Raw genomic sequence first — 22,052 nt, 5'->3', positions numbered from 1 at the left:
CCTGGTCTCCGGCAATGCGTGGCGCGGGGCTTAACCGCCGGCCACGGGTTGCACGACATCGAGCTTGTCGCCCGGCTGCAGCGCGCGCGCCGCATGCTGGGTGCGTGCGACGAAATCGCCGTTCAGTGCGACCGCGAACGGCGGACGCGCGCCGAACGCGGCGAGCGCATCGGCGACAGTCGCGCCTTCGGGCAGCGACAACGGCTTCTGATTGATATGAATGTCCATGGTGTTCGAATACAGTTCAATCGATAGCGGTAGCGGCACGGCGCGCGCTTGTTTGCCTGCGGTTATTTCACCAGCAGGCGCGCAACGCTCATGCCGGTTCCCGCGTGGAATCCAGTTGAAACAACTCGCTCCAGCGTGCAGCACTTTGCCAGTCGGCGAAGGCATCGGCGTCGCCGATGCGGCCGTCGAGCAGCGCCGCGGCGAAGCGCACGGCTTCGTCGGCGACTTCGGGCACGATCATGTAGCCGTGCCGGTACAGGCCGTTCACGCGCAGCGTCTGCGCGCCATCCCACAGCAAGGCCGGACGGTGGTCCGGCAAAGTCGGGCGGCACTGCGAATTCAGTTCGAGGATGCGTGCCTCGCCGAAGCCGGGATGCACGGAAAACGCGGCGCTCAGCAGTTCGAGCGCCGAGCGCACGCTGACCGGCGACATGTCCTCGCCTTCCACTTCGGTGGCGCCGATCACGTAGAGATCGTCCTGCTTCGGCGCGATATAGAGCGGGTAGCGCGGATGCAGCAGGCGCACCGGCCGCGTCAGCTTGATACCGGGCGCATGCACGCGTGCGACTTCGCCGCGGATGCCACGCAGCGTCGGCAGCACGGGCTTCGCGCCCAAACCCCGGCAGTCGATTGTGATGCGCGCGGGCGGCAGCGCATGATCGTCGACCGGCGTGTTCCAGTGCGTGTCGACACCGCGCTGGGCAAGGCCCGCAGCGAGCGCGGCCAGCACCTGACGGTTATCCAGTTGGCCTTCGCGCGGCAGCAGCCACCCCTGATTGAAGCGACCCGCCAACGCGGGCTCGGCCGTGCCGAGCTGGGCGCCGGCCAGCGTCACGAAGCCGCCGTCGAGCAATTCAGCCGGCGCATTAGAGCGCACACGACGTTCGAACAACGGCGCTTCAGTCCGGTCGGCGTGATGCCATACAACGAGCGTGCCATTGCGCTGGAAGAACACTGGTTCCGGCAATTCGGCCAGCACTTGCGGCCAGGTGTCGAGCGAACTCGCACCGAGACGGGTGATCAGCAGTTCAGCACTGGCGGCTTCGGCCAGCGGCGCCAGCATAGCGGCGGCGACCCAGGCTGCAGCTTGCGAGCCAGCGGCATCGCCGCGCTCATAGAGCGCCACGCGATGGCCTTCACCAGCGAGACGCCACGCGACCATGCGCCCGCACAGCCCACCGCCGAGTACTGCGAAATCGGGTTGAGTAGAACGATTCATCGCGCCCACTCCGAGTCGCAACGGCAAGCAAGGCTAATGCAGCACGGCGCGCCGACACAACCGACGAGAGCGTGGCGACGAGCAAAACACTTGTATGAAGAATAGGCGGTCATCGAGTCCTTTCCGTACGGCCCAAAAACGCACGTACCCAGGACGAAACCGGCGGGTGAGGCCGGCCGGGCATTAAGCGCATCCAATGACGGACGCCGCCCGGCGGGGAATGGAAGATTGGCTGCTTCCTGAAACTTCCCGCGCCGGTATTACCCGGATCGGGTGCAAAGGGTCTCTCTCAGCCTCGCCGCCGCCACATGAAAATCACGCAGCCTGTGGGCAAAGCACCCCTGTTTCGTCGAAGGTCATTAGACCATAAAAGACGCGGCGCCCGCAAACCAGCGGGACGCACAGTCGCGCTCAGTTGATCCGGCACCGTCTTTCAATTCATCAATACGGGCGGGGGCTGCGCTCTGGCACAATGCCAAAACCGGATGCCGCAGAAGCCGCACGCGGGCAGCACGCCTGGCCGCCCGCGCGGAAATTAATTTCCACTTAAGGGCTTCGCGCCAGAATCGGACGCTCACCCGGACGTGCGTTCGTCGAGCAAGACGCCCGGGGCACGCACCGCAAACCCGCCGTGGGACCGGCCCGACCGAGGCCAGCCCGACACGGGCCAGCACTTCATCAGGATGCTCATGACATCGAATACCGCTTCCAGCCCCGCGCTGCCGCCGGACGAAAAAGTCTCCGCCTGGAGTCTGATCAAACCTTACTGGGTTTCCGAAGAACGAAAAACGGCGTGGGGGCTGCTCATCGCGATCATCGTGATGAATCTGCTCGTCGTATGGATCAACGTGCGCCTGAACCGCTGGAGCGCCGACTTCTACAACGCGCTGCAGACCAAGAACGTACACGACTTTCCGCACCTTCTAATGGTGTTCTCGGGGCTCGCGTTCGGCTTCATCATCCTTGCCGTGTACGGCCGCTATCTGCGCCAGATGCTCGGCTTCCGCTGGCGCCAGTGGCTGACTACGCGTTATCTCAACGAGTGGCTGCACGACAGCGCCTTCTACCGGATCGAACGCGACCGGCTCGCCGACAACCCCGACCAGCGGATCAGCGACGACCTGCAATCATTCGCCACCACCACGCTCTCGCTAACGCTCGATCTGCTGTCCACGGTTGTCACGCTGGTCTCCTTCATCACGATCCTGTGGTCGCTGGCCGGTGCGCTGACCGTTTCGCTCGGCGGCATGCCGGTGCAGATTCCGGGCTACATGGTGTGGGCCGCGGCGCTGTACGCGGTGGTCGGCTCGCTGATCATCCAGAAGGTTGGCCATCCGCTGGTGTCGATCAATTACCAGGCGCAGAAAGTCGAGGCGGATTTCCGTTTCGGCCTGATCCGTTTGCGTGAAAACGCCGAGCAGATCGCGTTCTACGACGGCATGGAGACTGAGAAGAAGAACACACACTCGCTGTTCGGCCGCATTCGCGACAACTGGTGGCAGGTGATGAAGTACACCAAGCGGCTCACCTTCGTGCTGAGCTTCTATGGTCAGATCGCGATCATCTTTCCGCTGGTGGTGGCAGCGCCCCGTTACTTCGCGGGCGCGTTCACGTTCGGCGTGCTGATGCAGATTTCGAGTGCGTTCGGCACCGTCAGCGATTCGTTTTCGTGGTTCATCAACAGTTACGGCACCCTGGTCGAGTGGCGCGCTACCGTGAACCGGTTGCGTGAATTCAGCCGCGTCGTGCATGCGCCGCGTCTGAAGGAATCGGTGTCGCCCGCCACTGCGCATGGCGGCATCAACCTGCATTTCGTCGACGAAGACAAGCTCACCACCGACGGCCTCCAGCTTGCGCTGCCGAATGGCAACCCGCTGTCGCGCATCCGCGATATCGCGATCACGCCGGGCTCACGCTGGCTGGTGCGTGGTCCGTCCGGCTCAGGCAAGAGCACGCTGATGCGCGCGCTCGCCGGCTTGTGGCCGTTCGGCGACGGCTCGATCGACGCACCGGTCAACGCGCGCATGATGTTCATCCCGCAGGTCAGCTACATGCCGATCGGCACGCTGAAAGCCGCGCTCACCTATCCGTCCTCTGCGGACACCTACACCGACGAAGAATGCCGCGAAGCGCTCGTCCACTGCCACCTGTCGGAGTACGCCGACCGCCTGCAGGAATCGGGACACTGGACGCGCATTCTCTCGCCGGGCGAACAACAGCGTCTCGCCGGCGCCCGCGTGCTGCTACACAAGCCGGACTACCTGTTCCTCGACGAAGCGACCAGCGCGCTCGATGCGGAAAACGAATCACGTCTCTATCACCTGTTCACCGAGCGGCTGCCGAAGGCGGCGATTGTCAGCGTCGCGCACCGCGAATCGCTGGCGGCGTTCCATGGCGAAACGCTCGACGTCGAGCGCTCGGGCGAACCGATTGCCGCGTGAACAGCATGAACACCGTAGGCGACATGAGCAGCACGGATGACGCGAGCAGCACGCTTGGCGTGATCGGCGCCCAGCTCGATCGCGTCGTCCTGATCACCGGCGCGGGCTCCGGCATCGGCGCCGCACTGGCCCGGCGCATCGCCGCGCCGCGCACCGCGTTGATGCTGCACGCACGTGGCGCCGATGACGAAGCGCGCCAGCGTCTTGCACAAGTCGCCGCCGATTGCAGCGCGAACGGCGCGCGCTGCGCGACGGTGTTCGGCGATCTGGCCGAACGCGGCGCTGCCGAACACGTGATTCATCAAACGCTCGCGAGCTTCGGCGCGCTGGATCAACTGGTCGCGAACGCCGGCCACGCGCAACGGCAAACGCTCAACGCACTCGACGCGGATGCGTTAAGCGCCGCCTTCGCCGCCATGCCGGCCGCGTTCGCCGCGCTCGTCAAGCGTGCGACGCCCGCTTTGGCAATCTCGGAGCGAGGCCGCGTGGTTGCGCTCAGTTCGTTCGTCGCGCATCGCTATCGCGCGGATGCACCGTTCGCCGCTACGGCGGCCGCGAAAGCGGCACTCGAATCGCTGGCTAAAACCGCTGCCGCCGAACTGGCGGCGCATGGCGTGACGGTCAATTGCGTGGCGCCCGGCTACACCCGTAAAGATCGCGGTCCAAGTGCCGATAACGCATCGGTGTGGACCCGCGCCGCCGAAGCGACGCCGCTCGGTCACGTCGCCGAGCCCGCGGATATCGCCGCGCTGATCGCGTTCCTGCTCTCCGACGAAGCGCGTCACATCACCGGGCAGGTGATCCATATCGACGGCGGCCTCACGCTCGGCTAGGCAGCACGCCGCCGGCCCACGCGCCGCAACATCCGGAAACACGCGAGAACAGTTCGAAAGCATTTGCGAAGCGGGCAAGCTGTTCTCCGCTTTGAAAAGCCCCTGTAGCAGCGACGATAGTCGTGTGGACCGTACCACGTCCGGTCCACACGCCCCTCACTGCTACTGGACTCTCCGCACATGTCATTCGATCGCCGCTCCCATCTTTTGACCCAGCGCGCAGCGCTTGCTCTTGGCGCAGCCCTGCTGCTCGCGAGCACCGCGCACGCGGCGCTTGCCGCTCAGCCCAACGAACCGGCAGATGTATGCCCAGCGCTCAAACACATCGTCGACGCACCCGACTTCAAGCAATTGCACGCGCAACCCGCCGCGCAACTGCCGGGTGTGTCGGCCGCGGACGACTGCCGCGCCAATACGCATGCCTACGATTGCCACTGGCGCGCGCACTGGCAAGCTGACGGCGTCGTCAACGATCCGCTCGAAGAATTCGGCGCCGATATCGCCGCCTGCTTCCCGAATGTCGTGCACGACGTCAACACGCCGACGCGTCAGCATTTCATCGTGACCACCGATGACCGGCGCGTGAACGTCACGGCAAGCGTGCAAGGGCAAAACGAATTACGCCTGCGCGTCACGCGCTGAGCGTGAGCCCTGCTTGCCACCATCCACCGCGATCCGCTGCGACCCGTTGCGACCCGTTGCGACCCGTTTTTACGCCGCACTTCTTCTCCGCCACCAGGCACCGCATCATGACCTCTATGCCGAGCTTGCGCGCTTACGCTTTCACGCGAGCCTCTTTGGCTGCGTGGGTCATGTTGCGGCGGCCCGGCGCCTGGCTCGCCGCCTCGGCCACCCTCGCGTTAGGTCTGAACGGCTGCGCGTGGACACTGATCTCAGCGGCCGACGCCACCGGCTCCGTGATTCAGGCAGGCTACGCGATCGCGGCGAACTACTCGTCGCCGACCTTCGTCAACGGCCGGCCGGCGGACGTGCATAACGTCTGCATTGAAGTGAATCAAACGGTGTCGGTCGGCGATTTCGTGCCGGCGCTGCAACTTGCGCTCGAGCGACGCGGTATTCGTTCGGATGTCTACAATCCGGGCACCTCGCCCGCCGGATGCGAGGCGCGTCTCGTCTACAACGCCGCGATCGATTACGGCCGCCGCTCGTTCAGCGACGAATCGATCCAGTATCTGTCGATCATCGATCTGACACTGATCCAGCATGGGCGCATTCTCGTCACCGCGCGTTATCAGACCGGCGGTCTCAACACCGACCGCTTTTCTACGGCATCGACCAAGCTCAATGGTTTGATCGCCAAGATGGTGGTCGATCAAACCGACTTGGCCCGGCAGCCGATGCAGACCATCCAGACGTCGCTGGCAAACTAGGCGCCCAACCTGCTTGCTTTCTCTTACACGAGAAAGGATTCGAAAGCCTTGCGCGCTTTGCGCTGCTCGCGCGGATCACTAAGATGACCTGATGAACCAATCCATTCTGGTCGTCGACGACGACCCCGTCGTACGCGAGCTCGTCAGCGAATATCTGCTAGGGCGTGGCTTCAAGGTGTCCACGCTCGAACACGGTTTGGCGCTGCAGCGCACTTTGCAGGACGAACGTCCCGCGCTGGTGGTGCTCGACATCATGATGCCGGAGCTCGACGGTATCAGCGCGCTGCGCGCATTGCGCGTCGCCGGCGACGATATCCCCGTGATCCTGCTGACCGCGCGCGCCGATCCGATCGACCGTGTGATCGGCCTCGAACTCGGCGCCGACGACTATCTCGGCAAGCCCTTCGAACCGAGCGAGCTGGTCGCGCGGATTCGCACGGTCCTGCGCCGCCGCGGCACGATTGCGCCGAGCGCGCCGGAGCAACGCGCGCCCTATCGCTTCGGTCGTTTCGAGGTCAATTTTCCGGCACGCGAATTGCGTCACGATGGCGAGCGCATCCCGCTGCGTTCGAGCGAATTCGCGATGCTCAAGGTGTTTGTCACGCACGCGATGACCGTACTCACTCGCGCGCAGTTGCTGGAGAAACTGCACGGCAATAGCGAGGCGCATCGCAATCGCAGCCTTGACGTATCGATCTGGCGTTTGCGTCGGCTGATCGAAGTGGACCCGTCCGAGCCTCGCTATGTGCAAACCGTCTGGGGACGCGGCTACGTGTTCGTTCCGGACGGCGAAATCGGCGCAGCGGAACGCGACGCGACGCCGCTTGCCTAGTGCTTAAGAGAACGTACGCGGCGGGTCGTGCACCTCATGCGCACCTGGCGTGCACCGCGCGCCTATCGCGCATCGACGTTAAAACGTCAGCACGCTCAGAAACATTCTCTGCAGCCAGCCCATCGTGGTGGCGTCGGACACCATCCCCACGCCGGCCTGCTCGATGCGCGCATTCGCGACCTTGCTCGACGCCACATAATTGCCTGCTTCGATGTCCTTTGGATTGACGATGCCCGACAGGCGCAGGCGGTCGCGGTTGCCGCTCATCGCGATCACCTTCTCGCCCGACACCACCAGATTGCCGGTCGACATCGTGCCGATCACGGTCACGGCCAGCGTGCCGGTCATGCCGCTGATATCGGTGAGACTGCCCTGCCCTTTGTAGTCCGTACTGGCCAAGCCGATATTGAACAGCCTCGCGAGCCGCGCAGCGGCGTTGGTCGACTGATCGGCGGCGGTCGCGGTGATGCTGCTCGAACGGGTCGCGGCAGCGGTCGCGCTATTGTTGCCGCTGTATGACTCCGACAATCGGATCGTCAGCACGTCGCCGATATGCTGGGCACGCGGCGTTTCGTAGAGCAGCAAGGGCGAGCCGGCCTGATAGATCGCCCCCTGCGTATTGACGTTCAGCGGCGCCGACGCGAGTGGTGGCGACATGGGTGTTTCGACGATTGACGGCTGCTGGCTGCTCGCGCAAGCCGCGAGACAGGCCGCCGCGCCTAGCGCGACAGTGAGACGTAGCGCAGTCATGCATGCTCCTTGCCTTGGCCGGATCGGCCACATAAAAAACGGACTGTGCAGTCGCGGTGCCGGCGCGTTGCTCAACGATGCAATCATCGAAGCCACGCATGAGCCCGCAAACAGCGCAATGGATGAGGCGGCACATCAACCCGCCTCGGCACCGCTCGCCTGCCATTGCCGCACGACCGATTTCACCCACGCGTCCGAGCCCTTCAGCAGATAGGTGAGCGTGCCGTTGCGAGTCCCAGGCAGAAAGCACAACGTGATCGAACTCACCGCGTTGTCCCACACGTAGACCGGCATTGCGCCCGGCAACGACACGCTTTGCGTCACCAGACGCGGCGTGCCATAACGGTCCGCGAGCGCTTCACGCAAGTCCTCGGCGGTGATCTCGTCGATCACAAAAGAAATCTCGTACAGACGCAGTGCGTTCTGGCCGTCGACACGCGCAAAGCGCAGCACATGCTCCTGTGCCGGCACACCGTCCACGACCGCTTGCGACACCGCCCAGCCATCGTCCGTGCGATGCGCCCAGCGGCACGCAACCGTCAAACTCTCGTGCGATTTCAACCGCATGCCGAGCGCGCCCGCCTGCACGTCCGTCTCGCAGACGGGCACACTGCCGACCGGCGTAGCGCGCACGGTCGAGCCGTCGCGGAATTCGTCGAGCGTGGTGCCGAGCGCTATGCCGCGAAAAGCGAACGGCGTGTCCTGCGAACGCCGGCGTGCCTCAGTTGAAGTGCCCTTCGACGCGGTGCTGGCCGCATTCGCTTCGCGCGCGACCGGCTGCGCCTCGGCAGCCATCGAGAACACGCCGCCTAGCAGCGCCAGCGCGCAGGCAATCAGTTTGAGCGTCATGATTCAGTCGATGGCGGATGAACACATGTCGAACGGCGTGGCCGCGGCATGGCCGACGACCGGGATGATTTTCAGCGTGGCCGACGTCAGCCGGCACGGCAGCGCGGCGACGGCGCAGCCGCCGAGTGGCAGCAGCGCCGCGCCGAGCGTCAACCACGCAGTGACACGGATGAAGCGGTCAGGAATGCTTGGGGTCGACACACGGGCCTCGGTGCGTCAGGCAGTCGTGTTGACGTGATGGCCGATCAGCCCCGACGGCAGCGACGGGAGCGCCTCGTTAGCGGACTCCCGTGCCCGCGGCGCAGCCGGCGAGTTGTTTGAAGTTGCGGGCTTTTCCGCCGCCGGCATGGGCGCGAGCGAAGAAAAGCGGGTTGAACTGAGATTGCTGTGAACGGTCATGATGAGCCTCGCGTGGCGTTAGGTTTCGATTTCACGCCGCCTGTCGTGGGCCCAAGGCGTTAGGCTGTTTTCGACATGCGGCGCGACGTACTGCAAGACGAATCATCTCGCCGCGCACGCGGTGGCGATGCACGAAGGAAAGCGCGCTTTCCGGCGGTTCTTACGACCCGTTGCGTCCCATTGCCAGCAGTAGCAATTGCGCGCAAATTCTTTCATCGGAGGAATTTAAGCGACGCAAAATGACTGCCGCGCCGCGCTGCACGTTGCCAACGCGTTGCCGGCGTATTGCCGAATATGCAACGCTGAAATAGGCCGTGAGCCTTTGGTGACGGGCCTGACACCTAAATCGGTAAAGACTGTGCGAGTTTACGTAAGCATTGGTAAGAAAACAGTCGGTCGCGTGTCACGCGCGCCAGTCTAGAATTTCGCCATGAATCCACAGGTCCTTATCGTCGACGACGATCCGGTCGTACGCGATCTGCTTTGCAAGTTTCTGCAGACGAACGGCTTCGACGCCTCGGTGCTGCACGACGGCACCCATCTGCAGCGCCGGCTCGAACGTGAACGGCCGTCGGTCGTCGTGCTCGACATCATGATGCCGAACACCGACGGCTTGCGCGCGCTCACCGCCTTGCGCGCCGCCGGCGACGACATTCCGGTGATCTTCGTGACGGCGCGCGGTACGGTGGCCGACCGTATCGTCGGGCTTTCGCTCGGCGCGGACGACTATCTGACCAAGCCGTTCGACCCACGCGAGCTGCTCGCGCGCATCCATACAGTGCTACGCCGCCGTGGGCCGTCCACCACGAGTGCCCCGGAAGCCCGCAAGCCTTATCGCTTCGGCCCGTTCGAACTCGACTTCGCCACCCGCTCGCTGTCACGCGACGACTCGAAGCTGCCGCTGCGCGACAGTGAGTTCGCGCTGCTAAAGATCTTCGTCAACAATCCGTACAAGGTGCTGTCGCGCGTGCTGATTCACGATCTCGTGCATCGCGACAATCTCGCCTTCCGCGACCGCAGCCTCGACGTACCGATCTGGCGCCTGCGCCGCGTGATCGAAGACGACCCGTCCAATCCCTGCTACGTGCAGACGGTGCGCGGCAAAGGCTACGTGTTCGTGCCCGACGCCGACGGCACACCGTTCGCCGACGAGGCTGCCTCAAGCGCATGAGAAACCCGCTGAACACGCTGTTCGGCAGAATGGCGTTGCTATCGACAGCGGTGTTGTTCGCGATTCAGGCCGGATGGTTCGTGCTGGTGGTGATGCAGCCGCCGCGCCACGAAATCGACGGCTTCGCGCGCGGCATCCTGCTGGTGCTGCAGGCCATCAACGGCGAGCCGATGAAGGGCGCCGCGCTCGCGCCCGCCATGCGTGTGCACCTCGTGCCCACTTGGAACATGCCGTCGAGCGTCCATCTGCGCACGCCCACCGCTCATCCGCTGGTCGAATTGAGCCGGCATTTGCACGAGAACCTGCCACCCGGCACGCAGATCGCCGTCGACGACCTGCATCCGCCGCAGTTATGGGTGCTGTTCCCCGGCAAGTCGAACTGGGTCGTCGTGCCGGTGGACGTACCGCCGCGCCCGCGCTTCCTGGTCGAATCCATCTCGATGCTGGCGGCCGCGCTGATCCTGTCGCTGTTCGCGGTCTGGCAGATGCAGCGGCCGCTGTCGCGCGTGGCCGACGCCGCTCGCGCGTTCGGGTCAGGCGGCCGGCCGGAACCCGTGACCGAGCAAGGCCCGCGTGAACTGCGCGATCTGATCGGCTCCTTCAACGACATGATGCGGCGCCTGAACGAGGCCGGCGACGACCAGGCGGTGATGCTGGCCGGCGTCGCGCACGATCTGAAAGCGCCGCTCACGCGGCTCAAGTTGCGCGCGAGCGTGCTGGTCGCGGAAAACGAGCGGGCCGGTCTGATCCGCGACGTCGACTCGCTGACCAACATCGTCCAGCAGTTTCTGGAGTTTGCCGGCCAGTCCGCCGACGCGGGGCCACCGGTCGAAGTCGACGAATTCCTGCAGGAACAGTTTTCCGCCAGCGACAGCACCGAGACGCCGCTGTTCACGCTCGATCTGCGCGCCGGTTCGTCGTTCACGCTGCCGCGCACCCTGCTCGACCGGCTGGTCACGAACCTCGTCGACAACGCGCTCGAGCACGGCGCGCCGCCGGTGAATATCGCCACGGCGCGCAATGACCGGCATTGGGTCATCAGCGTGCGCGACCACGGCCCGGGCATTCCCGATGACCGCATCGCGGCGGCGATGAAACCGTTCGTACGGCTTGACGCCGCGCGCGGCGGCGAAGGTCATTGTGGCCTGGGTCTCGCGATCGTCGCGCGGCTCGCGCACCATCGCGGCGGACGCTGCCATGTACGCAATCACGCGCAAGGCGGGCTGGAAGTACGGATCGAATTGCCGGTTGGGCCGGCGCAAGCGTAAGGATGGTTGAGAAGGGTTGAGCGGCGTTGAGTATGGGCACTTATGGTCACTTACGCGCCCTTACTGGATGGGGTTTCGCGATCGCTGTGGCCTTATAGTCGCCCCCGGCAACCTCGATGCCGCCCTTCTCTGTCCGCCCAGTTACTTGGGGCGGACTTTTTTTCGCCTGTTTTTTTCGTCGGCACCTGCCGACGTGTTCCGCGCAACACTAGGCGCGGCGAGCGCGAGTCAGACGACGAGGCGGTCGCGCAACATGTCGATCGTTGCTTGAGACAAGCCAAGGCCTTGTGTCAGATAGCTCGCCATCGTGCCGTAGCTCGCCTGCACCTGATCGAACCCCGCTTGCAGATAACTTTCCTGGACGTTGAACAAGGGCGACTCGACCGTTGCGACCGCGTCGCCATCCTGCGCACGCAGCGTGGCGGTCTGTGCCTCGATCGATTGGGCCAGGTAAACGTTACTCAGCAGATAGTCCTGCGTGATGACGTCGAGCGGCACGTTGGCGATGCTGAGCAGGAGTGCCGCAACCCAGCCGGCACGATCCTTACCCGCGTTGGAATGAAACAGTTGCGCGCCGGCGCCATTGGCGAGTCGCGTGAGGACCTCGCCGTAGCCGACGCGCTGGGCAGCGCCGGTGACATAGGCGCGCGCCTCCCCTTCCATGAACGCGACGGCGGCGCCTGCCGTATCGAACGTTGGCGCGACGAAGTCGCTGATACCCAGGACGTCGAGCGCTTGCGACGTCGCGCCGGTCGGCAGGATATCCGCAGTGCGCGCGATTTCGCCGGGCGTGCGCAGATCGTAGACCGAGGCGATGCCGAGTTTGTCGACGGCGGCCGCGTCGGCAGCGCTGAGAGTCAGCGCGTTCGAGCGATAGAAGGCGCCGCGGCGCATCTGCTTGCCGTCGACAGTGGGATAGCCGGCAGCCGCGCCCGCCACATCGCGAAAGTTGTTCACCGACGCGATGCGCGGCGTTTCCGGCTGATCCGTGTTCAGATTTCCGCCCCCGCAAGCCGATAGCAGCGAACTGCTCATACCGGAGAGCAACAGCACGCTTGCCGAGGATTTCAGGAACGCGCGGCGCGACTGATAGGCCCGCAAAGACGTACTCGCGGAGCGGCGAGATGGCGAGCAGGTTTGTGCGGTTGCGGGCATGAAGGGTGGCGAGATGGCGAGCGCGGGCGTGAGGAGGATTTTCGCAGCTTGAGCGCTACCGGCGCAGTTTAACGGCGGTCAATGATTTTTGGGTTACACGGTAGTAGTTCGTAAGGAACCGGAATGGAGTTTCTTACCCCGTCGCCATTTTTGACCACAACTGGCCGCACAACACCCCATCCCCTTAGAATACAAAAACCCACGATCAAGCCGCCGGAAGGCAAAAACCGCCTGGAGACCATAAAAAAACATGCCCTCTCTCCAATGGTTCACCGAACTGACACAGCGCGAACGCCGCACCCTCTACGCTGGCTTCGGCGGCTACGCGGTCGACGCCTTCGACTTCATGATCTACACATTCCTCATTCCGACGCTGATCGCGACGTGGGGCATGACCAAAAGCGAAGCCGGCATGATCGCGACCAGTTCGCTGATTTCGTCGGCGATCGGCGGCTGGCTCGCCGGTATCCTCGCCGACCGCTATGGGCGAGTGCGGGTCCTCCAGTGGACCATCGCCACCTTCGCGATCTTCACCTGCCTGTCAGGCTTCACCCACTCGTTCTGGCAACTGCTCACCACCCGCACGCTGCAAGGCATCGGCTTCGGCGGTGAATGGTCGGTCGTGACGATCATGATGGCCGAAACCATCCGTTCACCTCAGCATCGTGCGAAAGCCGTCGGCACCGTGCAAAGCAGCTGGTCGTTCGGCTGGGCCGCGGCGGCCATCATCTATTGGGCGTTCTTCGCGCTGCTGCCGGAACAGTATGCATGGCGCGCCTGCTTCTGGATCGGCCTGCTGCCCGCGCTGTGGATCATCTACATCCGCCGCAATGTGAGCGACCCTGAAATCTTTCTCGAAACGCGCCGCGCTCGCGAAGGCGGCTTCGATACTTCCCACTTCCTGCAGATTTTCTCCTTTCCTCACCTCAAAACGACAGTGCTAGGCAGCGTGCTCTGCACCGGCATGCTCGGCGGCTATTACGCGATCACCACCTGGCTGCCGACCTATCTGAAAACCGTGCGCCATCTGTCGGTCTTCAACACCAGCGGCTATCTGATCGTGCTGATCGTCGGCTCGTTCACCGGTTATATGGTCGGGGCGGTTCTGTGCGACAAGATCGGTCGGCGCGCGTCGTTCGTGCCATTCGCGATCGGCTCGTTCGTGCTCGGCATGGTCTACACGATGCTGCCAATCACCGACGGCATGATGCTCGCGCTAGGCTTCCCGCTCGGCATTGTCGTACAAGGGATTTTCGCGGGCGTCGGTGCGTATTTGTCCGAGCTCTATCCGAATTCGATCCGGGGCTCGGGGCAAGGCTTCTGCTACAACCTGGGCCGCGGTCTCGGCTCGTTCTTTCCGATCCTGGTCGGTACACTGTCGCAAACCATGACGCTGGTTAAGGCGATGGGCATCGTCGCCGGTTCGGGCTATCTGCTGGTGATCGTCGCCGCAGTGTGCCTGCCGGAAACCAAGGGTAAAGTGCTCGGCGTGGCTCGTCCTGCCGCCTGAAATCGCCGTACAACCACATGAAAACGATTGTTCTGGGCGGCGGCGTGATCGGCGTCGCCACCGCGTTTTATCTGCGCCAGCAAGGCTGCGACGTCACCGTGATCGAGCAGGAGCCGGACGTCGCGCTCTCCACCAGTTTCGGCAACGCCGGCGTGATCGCGCCGGGCTATGTGACGCCGTGGGCCGCGCCCGGCATGCCGGCGAAGATCCTCAAGTATCTGTGCAAGCCGGCTTCGCCGCTGATTTTCCGTCCCACCTTCGATCCGGCTCAATGGCGCTGGATCGCGCGCTGGCTGCGCGAATGCGACCTCGAACGCTTTCGCGTCAACAAGCAGCGCATGCAACGCATCGCTTATTACAGCCGGGAGTGTCTGCACGAATTCCGCGGCCGTCATCCGTTCGACTATGGCCGCAGCCTTGGGTATCTGCAGTTGTTCCGCAGCGAGTACGACGTCGAACTCGCGCAGCCGGCGTTGGCAGTCTTGCGCGATGCCGGCATCGCGCATCGTGAGGTCAGCGCGGCGCAGTGCGTCGAGATCGAACCGGGTTTGCGCTGGGCGCGTCAGACGCCGCTCTCGGGTCTCTATCTCCCCGACGACGAAGCCGGCGATTGCGCCCGCTTCACCCGCGAACTGCGTGCGATCTGCGAGCGCAACGGCGTGCGCTTTCGCTTCGATACCCGCGTGAGCTCGCTCGACGTACGAGGCGGTACGGTTCGCGCGGTGCATATCGAAAGCGAACGCGGCAGTGAAACGTTGCGAGCGGAGGCGGTGGTGGTGGCGCTGGGCGTCGACAGTGCTGCGCTGCTCGCGCCGCTCGGCGTGAAGGTGCCGCTCTATCCGGTCAAAGGCTATTCAGCGACGCTGCCCGTCACCGACGAAGAAAAAGCCCCGCGTGCGGCACTCATGGACGAATCGCTGAAAACGGCGATCACGCGCTTCGGCAACAACCTGCGCGTGGCCGGCACCGCGGAGCTCGGCAATCGCCAGACAACCTTGCGCGAGCAGGCCTTGCAGACGCTGATGAAAGTGCTCAGCGACTGGTTTCCGCACGCTGCCAATCCGACCTCCGCGCACTTCTGGGTCGGCCGCCGGCCAATGACGCCCGATGGCGCGCCGTTGCTCGGCCCATCCGGCGTGGACAATCTCTGGCTGAACGTCGGACATGGCTCGACGGGTTGGGCGATGTCGATGGGTTCGGGCCGGGTGGTCGCGGATTTGATTACGCAGCGCAAGCCGGAGATCGATCTCGATGGGCTGACGCTGGAGCGCTACCGGAAGTAACGCCGCGTGATAAGCCGCCGCGTGCAGCCCGCGATCTCACGTTCGCGTCCGAGCGGGCAACGCACAGTCACGCCGCACAATGCGAGCCCGTGAAGTAGTCCTTGAGCGAACGCGCAATGAGCCATTAGCGCGAGGCAGACATGAAAAAGCCGGGTCACCCTCTCAGGTGCCCGGCTTTGTTTGTTACCGCTTTGGCGTACTGCTTAGGTACCGCTTATATACCGCTTTGTCGTCTCCACCTCGTCCTGCAAGTATTAGCTGGTTTCTACGCCATCGGGCGGAAACCAGCAGCAACCGTGTTGCATGGGACCAGAGTAAGTGCTTTGCATGGGCCCGGAGTAAGTGCTGAAGCACTAACTCCGGCCGACAGCTAAAGCGCTAACTCTGGTCGACAGAGACATTAGCGCGGCAGTTCCGAATGACCCATCAGGAATGCATCGACCGCACGTGCGCACTGACGGCCTTCACGAATCGCCCACACCACCAGCGACTGGCCACGACGCATATCGCCCGCGGTGAAGACCTTGTCCACCGACGTGTAATACGCCTTGTCGCCTTCGGTCGACGCACGCACGTTGCCGCGCGCATCCTTGTCGACGCCGAACGCTTCCAGTACCGGCGAGACCGGTTGCGTGAAGCCCATGGCCAGCAGCACCAGATCGGCCTTCATTTCGAACTCCGAGTTCGGCACTTCCTGCATCTTGCCGTCCTTCCATTCGACGCGCGCGGCAATCAGCTTCTCGACCTTGCCGTTCTTGCCTTCGAGGCGCTTGGTGGCGACCGCCCAGTCACGCGAGCAGCCTTCGTCATGCGACGACGACGTGCGCAGCTTGATCGGCCAGTACGGCCACACGAGCGGCTTGTTCTCTTCTTCCGGCGGTTGCGGCAGCAGTTCGAATTGCGTGACGCTCTTCGCGCCATGACGGTTCGACGTTCCGACGCAGTCCGAACCCGTGTCGCCGCCACCGATCACGACCACATGCTTGCCCTTCGCAAGCAGCTGGTTCGCGACCTTGTCGCCGGCGTTGACCTTGTTCTGCTGCGGCAGGAATTCCATTGCGTAATGGATGCCTTCCAACTCGCGGCCCGGCACCGGCAGATCGCGCGGCGTTTCCGAACCACCGGCGATCACGACCGCGTCGAACTGTTCTTTCAGCTCGGCCGGCGTGATAGTTTCCTTCGACGTGTTGCCGATGTGCTCCGGCAGCGAATCAGCCTTGCCGATGAACACGTTGGCGCGGAACGTCACGCCTTCAGCTTCCATCTGACGCATGCGGCGGTCGATCAGCCACTTTTCCAGCTTGAAATCAGGAATGCCGTAACGCAGCAGGCCGCCGATGCGATCGTTCTTCTCGAACACGGTGACATCGTGCCCCACGCGCGCGAGTTGCTGCGCGACGGCCAAACCGGCGGGGCCGGATCCGACCACGGCGACCTTCTTGCCGGTCTTGTGCTTCGGCGGCAGCGGCGCGACCCAACCTTCGGCCCACGCTTTGTCGATGATCGCGTGTTCGATCGACTTGATGCCCACCGGGTCGTCGTTGATGCCGAGCGTGCACGCCGCTTCGCACGGCGCCGGGCAGATGCGGCCCGTGAACTCGGGGAAGTTGTTCGTCGAGTGCAGCACTTCGATCGCGTTCTTCCAGTCCTGATGGAACACCAGGTCGTTGAAGTCCGGGATGATGTTGTTCACCGGGCAGCCGTTGTTGCAGAACGGAATGCCGCAGTCCATGCAACGCGCGCCTTGAATCTTGGCTTCGTCGTCGGTCAGTGCCGCGACGAATTCCTTGTAGTGCTTCACACGCGTGAGCGGAGCTTCGTACGCCTCGTGGCGGCGCTCGAACTCGAGAAAACCGGTTGCCTTGCCCATGTGGTTCTCTTCTCTATCTGTATCAGGTGAGGTGATCTACACCCGCCGCGCGTCGAACAATCGAGCGGCGGCGGGTACGGCTAAATGTGACGTCTTCTGCGCTGACGATCAGCGAAGCGGCTATGCGACAAGTCAGGCGGCGAGCACTTCCTTGTTCGCCTTCTTCGCTGCCATTTCGCCCAGCGCGCGCTTGTATTCGGTCGGGAACACCTTCACGAACTGACGGCGCGATGCATCCCAGTTTTCGAGCAGCGCCTTTGCACGCGGCGAACCCGTGAACTGGAAGTGACGTTCGATGAGACCCTTGAGCAGGGCTTCGTCGGTCGTGGCGCTGTGCCACAAGCCCTTGTCGACCGTACGTTCCTGTTCGGCCTGTTGCAAGACCGGATCGAGCGCGACCATCGACTTGTTGCACTTGCCCGCGAACGTGTTGTCCGGGTCGTACACGTACGCGATACCGCCCGACATACCGGCCGCGAAGTTACGGCCCGTTTCGCCGAGCACGATCACCGTGCCACCCGTCATGTATTCGCAACCGTGGTCGCCCGTGCCTTCGACAACCGCCGTCGCGCCGGAGTTACGCACGCAGAAACGCTCGCCGGCGACGCCGCGGAAGAACGCTTCGCCTTCGATCGCCCCGTACATCACCGTGTTGCCGCAGATGATGTTTTCTTCCGACTTGCCGCGGAAATCATTCGTGGGACGGATGATGATGCGGCCACCCGACAGGCCTTTGCCGACGTAGTCGTTACCGTCGCCGACCAGATCCAGCGTGATGCCTCGCGCGAGGAACGCGCCGAAGCTCTGACCCGCGGTGCCCTTCAACTGGATGTGAATCGTGTCGTCAGGCAGACCGTCGTGGCCGTACTTCTTCGCGATCGTGCCGGACAGCATCGCGCCGACCGTACGGTTCACGTTGCGCACCGGCTGGATGAACGAGACGTGCTCGCCCTTCTCGATCGCGGCCTTGGACTTCTCGATCAGCGTGTGATCCAGTGCCTTCTCGAGACCGTGGTCCTGCACGTCGACGTGCTTGCGTGCCACGTCTGCCGACACCTGCGGCTGATAGAACACACGCGAGAAATCGAGGCCCTTCGCCTTCCAGTGTTCGACGCCCTTCTTCATGTCGAGCAGTTCGGCGTGGCCGATCAGGTCTTCGAACTTGCGAATACCCAGTTGCGCCATAAGTTCGCGCGCTTCTTCCGCAACGAAGAAGAAGAAATTGACCACGTGTTCCGGCTGGCCCTGGAACTTCGCACGCAGTACCGGATCTTGCGTCGCGACGCCGACCGGGCAGGTGTTCAGATGGCACTTGCGCATCATGATGCAGCCTTCGACGACGAGCGGCGCCGTCGCGAAGCCGAATTCGTCCGCGCCGAGCAGCGCGCCGATCACGACGTCACGGCCGGTCTTCATCTGACCGTCGGCCTGCACGCGGATACGGCCGCGCAGCTGGTTCAGCACCAGCGTCTGCTGCGTTTCCGCCAGACCCAGCTCCCACGGCGTGCCGGCATGCTTCACCGACGACAGCGGCGATGCACCCGTACCGCCGTCATGGCCGGCGATCACGACGTGATCGGCCTTCGCCTTGGCGACACCGGCTGCCACCGTACCGACACCCGATTCCGACACCAGCTTCACCGAGATACTCGCTGCCGAGTTGGCGTTCTTCAGATCGTGAATCAGCTGCGCGAGATCTTCGATCGAGTAGATGTCATGGTGCGGCGGCGGCGAGATCAGGCCGACACCCGGCACGGAGTAACGCAGCTTGCCGATGTATTCCGACACTTTGTGGCCCGGCAACTGACCGCCTTCGCCCGGCTTCGCGCCTTGCGCCATCTTGATCTGGATCTGATCAGCCGACGCCAGGTATTCCGCCGTCACGCCGAAACGGCCCGACGCCACCTGCTTGATCTTCGAGCGCAGCGAATCGCCTTCCTTCAGCGGAATGTCGACGATCACTTCGTCGCCGATCACCGACTTCATGGTGTCGCCGTTCTTGATCGGAATGCCGCGCAGTTCGTTGCGATAACGGTTCACGTCCTCGCCGCCTTCGCCGGTGTTCGACTTGCCGCCGATGCGGTTCATCGCAACAGCCAGTGTGGCGTGGGCTTCAGTCGAGATCGAGCCCAGCGACATGGCGCCGGTCGCAAAACGCTTGACGATTTCCTTAGCCGGCTCGACTTCGTCGAGCGGAATTGCCTTCGACGGATCCAGCTTGAATTCGAACAGGCCGCGGAACGTCATGTGGCGCTTGGTCTGATCGTTGATCAGATGCGCGTATTCCTTGTACGTCTGGTACGAGTTGCTGCGCGCCGAGTGTTGTAGCTTGGCGATCGCATCCGGCGTCCACATGTGTTCTTCGCCGCGCACGCGGTACGCGTACTCGCCGCCCGCGTCGAGCATGTTCGCGAGCACCGGGTTGTCGCCGAACGCGTCGCGGTGCAAACGGATCGCTTCTTCCGCGACGTCGAACAGGCCGATCCCGCCGACCTTCGATGAGGTGCCATTGAAGTACTTCGACACCAGGCCTTCAGCCAGGCCCACGGCTTCGAAAATCTGCGCGCCGGTGTACGACATGTAGGTCGAAATGCCCATCTTCGACATGACCTTCTGCAAGCCCTTTCCGACTGCCTTGGTGAAGTTGTAGACGGCCTTTTCCGCCGACAGGTCACCCTTCAGGCCCGCTGCGAGCTGGCCGAGCGTTTCCATCGCGAGGTACGGATGCACGGCTTCCGCGCCGTAGCCCGCGAGCAACGCGAAGTGGTGCGTTTCACGCGCCGAGCCGGTTTCCACGACGAGGCCCGCGCTCGTGCGCAGACCATGCTGCACGAGGTGCGTGTGGATCGCGGCGGTAGCGAGCAGCGCCGGAATCGCGACGTTGTCGCGGTCGGTCTTGCGGTCCGACACGATCAGCATGTTGTAGCCGGACTTGACCGCATCCACAGCTTCCGCGCACAGCGAAGCCAGACGCGCCTCGATGCCTTCCTTGCCCCAGGCCACCGGATAGCAGATGTTCAGCTCGTAAGAACTGAACTTGCCGCCCGTGTACTGATCGATCGCGCGGATCTTCGCGATGTCCTTGAAGTCGAGCACCGGCTGCGACACTTCGAGACGCATCGGCGGGTTGATGTTGTTCGTGTCCAGCAGGTTCGGCTTCGGACCGACGAACGACACCAGCGACATCACCATGTTTTCACGGATCGGGTCGATCGGCGGGTTCGTGACTTGCGCGAACAGCTGCTTGAAGTAGTGATAGAGCGTCTTGTTCTTGTTGGACATGACCGCCAGCGGCGAGTCATTGCCCATCGAACCGACGGCTTCTTCGCCGGCTTGCGCCATCGGCGCCATCAGGAACTTGAGATCTTCCTGGGTATAGCCGAACGCCTGCTGGCGATCCAGCAAGGCAGCCGCCTCGCGGCGTTCCGTCACGACGTCTTCGGCCTTCGGCTCGATTTCGTCGAGCTTGATACGCACGGCGTCGATCCAGCTCTTGTATGGCTTGGCGTTCGCGAGGTTGTCCTTCAGTTCCTTGTCGTCGATGATGCGGCCGTGCTCCATGTCGATCAGGAACATCTTGCCCGGCTGCAGACGCCACTTCTTGACGATCTTCGACTCAGGGATAGGCAACGTGCCCGCTTCCGACGCCATGATGACCAGGTCGTCGTCGGTGACGATGTAGCGCGCCGGGCGCAGACCGTTACGGTCAAGCGTCGCGCCGATCTGACGGCCGTCGGTGAAGGCGATCGCGGCGGGGCCGTCCCACGGCTCCATCATCGCGGCGTGGTATTCGTAGAACGCGCGGCGGTTGTCGTCCATCAGCGTGTGCTGTTCCCAGGCTTCCGGGATCATCATCATTACGGCGTGGACGAGCGGGTAGCCGGCCATCACCAGCAGTTCGAGACAGTTGTCGAACGATGCCGTGTCGGATTGGCCCGGATAGATCAGCGGCCACAGTTTCGGCAGGTCGTCGCCGAGCACGTGCGACGCGATTGCGCCGGTACGGGCGTTCAGCCAGTTGACGTTGCCCTTCACCGTGTTGATTTCACCGTTGTGGGCGATCATGCGGTACGGGTGAGCCAGTTCCCACGCCGGGAACGTGTTGGTCGAGAAGCGTTGGTGCACCAGCGCCAGCGCCGACACCGTGCGCTCGTCCTGCAGGTCGCGGTAATACACGCCAACCTGGCCAGCCAGCAGCAGCCCCTTGTAGACGACCGTGCGCGCCGAGCACGACGGCACGAAGTATTCCTTGCCGTGCTTGAGCTTCAGCGCCTGGATGCGGTGGCTCGCGGTCTTGCGGATCACGTACAGCTTCCGCTCGAGCGCGTCGGTCACCATGATGTCCTTGCCGCGGCCGATGAAGATCTGGCGGATCAGCGGCTCGCTCGCCTTGACGGTGGGCGAAATCGGCATGGTGTGGTCGACCGGCACATCGCGCCAGCCTAGCACGACCTGGCCTTCGGCCTTCACCGTGCGCTCCAGTTCCTGTTCGCAGGCGAGACGCGATGCGTGTTCCTTCGGCAGGAACACCATGCCGACGCCGTACTCGCCGTGCGGCGGCAGCACGACGCCTTGCTTGGCCATTTCCTCACGATAGAAACCGTCCGGGATCTGGATCAGGATGCCCGCGCCATCGCCCATCAGCGGATCGGCGCCGACGGCGCCCCGGTGGTCGAGGTTCTCGAGAATCTTCAGGCCTTGCTCGATGATCTCGTGGCTTTTCTTGCCCTTGATGTGAGCAACAAAGCCGACGCCGCAGGCGTCATGTTCGTTTTGCGGGTCGTACAGACCTTGCGCGGCGGGAACCGGGTGAGTCGGTTGCTGGTGGTCGTTCATGGGGACACCGTCTGTGA

The 22,052-nt window shown here is 63.6% G+C and carries 18 protein-coding genes and 1 riboswitch; of the genes, 9 read left to right on the top strand and 9 right to left on the bottom strand.

Annotated elements, in window-relative coordinates:
- Positions 1 to 30: 30 nt before the first annotated feature.
- Positions 31 to 228, bottom strand: coding sequence for a sulfur carrier protein ThiS (thiS, locus tag GNZ13_RS19920; RefSeq protein ID WP_028199627.1), 198 nt, complete (start codon positions 226 to 228; stop codon positions 31 to 33).
- A gap of 88 nt (positions 229 to 316) precedes the next feature.
- The gene (locus GNZ13_RS19915) at positions 317 to 1,447 is read right to left on the bottom strand and encodes an FAD-dependent oxidoreductase (RefSeq protein ID WP_172167415.1); all 1,131 of its coding nucleotides are present in this window, start codon (positions 1,445 to 1,447) and stop codon (positions 317 to 319) included.
- Positions 1,448 to 1,676: 229 nt separating this feature from the next.
- Positions 1,677 to 1,800: riboswitch (TPP riboswitch) on the bottom strand.
- Between the two features lie 336 nt (positions 1,801 to 2,136).
- On the opposite strand from GNZ13_RS19915, the gene GNZ13_RS19910 reads away from it, so the two are divergent.
- The 5 genes from GNZ13_RS19910 to GNZ13_RS19890 all read left to right on the top strand — a co-directional run bounded on the left by GNZ13_RS19910 (position 2,137) and on the right by GNZ13_RS19890 (position 6,944).
- A complete protein-coding gene (locus tag GNZ13_RS19910; RefSeq protein ID WP_172167414.1) occupies positions 2,137 to 3,888 on the top strand; it encodes an ABC transporter ATP-binding protein/permease in 1,752 nt (583 codons plus the stop codon).
- 23 nt (positions 3,889 to 3,911) lie between these two features.
- Positions 3,912 to 4,721 carry an SDR family NAD(P)-dependent oxidoreductase gene (locus GNZ13_RS19905; protein WP_172167491.1) on the top strand — a complete coding sequence of 270 codons (810 nt, stop codon included), beginning with the start codon at positions 3,912 to 3,914 and terminating at the stop codon, positions 4,719 to 4,721.
- Between the two features lie 180 nt (positions 4,722 to 4,901).
- Entirely contained in the window at positions 4,902 to 5,363 is a 462-nt protein-coding gene (locus GNZ13_RS19900; protein ID WP_172167412.1) for a hypothetical protein, read from the top strand.
- A 107-nt stretch (positions 5,364 to 5,470) separates the two neighbouring features.
- Positions 5,471 to 6,112 carry a hypothetical protein gene (locus GNZ13_RS19895; RefSeq protein WP_172167410.1) on the top strand — a complete coding sequence of 214 codons (642 nt, stop codon included), beginning with the start codon at positions 5,471 to 5,473 and terminating at the stop codon, positions 6,110 to 6,112.
- A 91-nt stretch (positions 6,113 to 6,203) separates the two neighbouring features.
- Positions 6,204 to 6,944 carry a response regulator gene (locus tag GNZ13_RS19890; RefSeq protein WP_172167408.1) on the top strand — a complete coding sequence of 247 codons (741 nt, stop codon included), beginning with the start codon at positions 6,204 to 6,206 and terminating at the stop codon, positions 6,942 to 6,944.
- 78 nt (positions 6,945 to 7,022) lie between these two features.
- Here the strand turns inward: GNZ13_RS19890 and GNZ13_RS19885 are convergent, their stop codons facing one another.
- The 4 genes from GNZ13_RS19885 to GNZ13_RS19870 all read right to left on the bottom strand — a co-directional run bounded on the left by GNZ13_RS19885 (position 7,023) and on the right by GNZ13_RS19870 (position 8,942).
- Positions 7,023 to 7,694, bottom strand: a complete 672-nt coding sequence (locus GNZ13_RS19885; protein ID WP_172167406.1) for a flagellar basal body L-ring protein FlgH — start codon at positions 7,692 to 7,694, stop codon at positions 7,023 to 7,025.
- 135 nt (positions 7,695 to 7,829) lie between these two features.
- Positions 7,830 to 8,543 carry a hypothetical protein gene (locus GNZ13_RS19880; RefSeq protein ID WP_172167404.1) on the bottom strand — a complete coding sequence of 238 codons (714 nt, stop codon included), beginning with the start codon at positions 8,541 to 8,543 and terminating at the stop codon, positions 7,830 to 7,832.
- A gap of 3 nt (positions 8,544 to 8,546) precedes the next feature.
- The gene (locus tag GNZ13_RS19875) at positions 8,547 to 8,714 is read right to left on the bottom strand and encodes a DUF6726 family protein (protein ID WP_328807258.1); all 168 of its coding nucleotides are present in this window, start codon (positions 8,712 to 8,714) and stop codon (positions 8,547 to 8,549) included.
- A 45-nt stretch (positions 8,715 to 8,759) separates the two neighbouring features.
- Entirely contained in the window at positions 8,760 to 8,942 is a 183-nt protein-coding gene (locus GNZ13_RS19870; protein WP_172167402.1) for a hypothetical protein, read from the bottom strand.
- A 430-nt stretch (positions 8,943 to 9,372) separates the two neighbouring features.
- On the opposite strand from GNZ13_RS19870, the gene GNZ13_RS19865 reads away from it, so the two are divergent.
- Together GNZ13_RS19865 and GNZ13_RS19860 are read left to right on the top strand one after the other, a co-directional pair.
- Positions 9,373 to 10,113: a response regulator gene (locus GNZ13_RS19865; RefSeq protein ID WP_115781190.1), complete on the top strand. Its 741-nt coding sequence runs from the start codon at positions 9,373 to 9,375 to the stop codon at positions 10,111 to 10,113.
- Positions 10,110 to 11,381 (top strand): ATP-binding protein, encoded by a 1,272-nt coding sequence (locus GNZ13_RS19860; protein WP_172167400.1) that lies wholly within the window; start codon positions 10,110 to 10,112, stop codon positions 11,379 to 11,381. Before GNZ13_RS19865 ends, GNZ13_RS19860 begins: the two co-directional genes overlap by 4 nt.
- A gap of 228 nt (positions 11,382 to 11,609) precedes the next feature.
- Here the strand turns inward: GNZ13_RS19860 and GNZ13_RS19855 are convergent, their stop codons facing one another.
- Positions 11,610 to 12,536 (bottom strand): tyrosine-protein phosphatase, encoded by a 927-nt coding sequence (locus GNZ13_RS19855; protein ID WP_172167398.1) that lies wholly within the window; start codon positions 12,534 to 12,536, stop codon positions 11,610 to 11,612.
- Between the two features lie 250 nt (positions 12,537 to 12,786).
- Between GNZ13_RS19855 and GNZ13_RS19850 the strand changes: the two genes are divergently transcribed.
- Together GNZ13_RS19850 and GNZ13_RS19845 are read left to right on the top strand one after the other, a co-directional pair.
- Positions 12,787 to 14,046: an MFS transporter gene (locus GNZ13_RS19850; RefSeq protein ID WP_172167396.1), complete on the top strand. Its 1,260-nt coding sequence runs from the start codon at positions 12,787 to 12,789 to the stop codon at positions 14,044 to 14,046.
- Between the two features lie 17 nt (positions 14,047 to 14,063).
- Positions 14,064 to 15,329 carry a D-amino acid dehydrogenase gene (locus GNZ13_RS19845; RefSeq protein WP_172167394.1) on the top strand — a complete coding sequence of 422 codons (1,266 nt, stop codon included), beginning with the start codon at positions 14,064 to 14,066 and terminating at the stop codon, positions 15,327 to 15,329.
- A gap of 400 nt (positions 15,330 to 15,729) precedes the next feature.
- Here GNZ13_RS19845 and GNZ13_RS19840 read toward each other — a convergent pair whose 3' ends face one another.
- Both GNZ13_RS19840 and GNZ13_RS19835 read right to left on the bottom strand, forming a co-directional pair.
- On the bottom strand, positions 15,730 to 17,199 hold the full coding sequence (locus GNZ13_RS19840) for a glutamate synthase subunit beta (protein ID WP_172167392.1): 1,470 nt from the start codon (positions 17,197 to 17,199) through the stop codon (positions 15,730 to 15,732).
- Between the two features lie 132 nt (positions 17,200 to 17,331).
- Positions 17,332 to 22,035, bottom strand: a complete 4,704-nt coding sequence (locus GNZ13_RS19835; RefSeq protein ID WP_172167391.1) for a glutamate synthase-related protein — start codon at positions 22,033 to 22,035, stop codon at positions 17,332 to 17,334.
- Positions 22,036 to 22,052 lie beyond the last annotated feature (17 nt).

This window comes from Paraburkholderia elongata, assembly GCF_013177735.1.
In the GTDB taxonomy this organism is placed as follows: domain Bacteria; phylum Pseudomonadota; class Gammaproteobacteria; order Burkholderiales; family Burkholderiaceae; genus Paraburkholderia; species Paraburkholderia elongata.
Note: the sequence above shows the minus strand (reverse complement) of the source record. Positions and strands in the feature narration are given on the sequence as shown.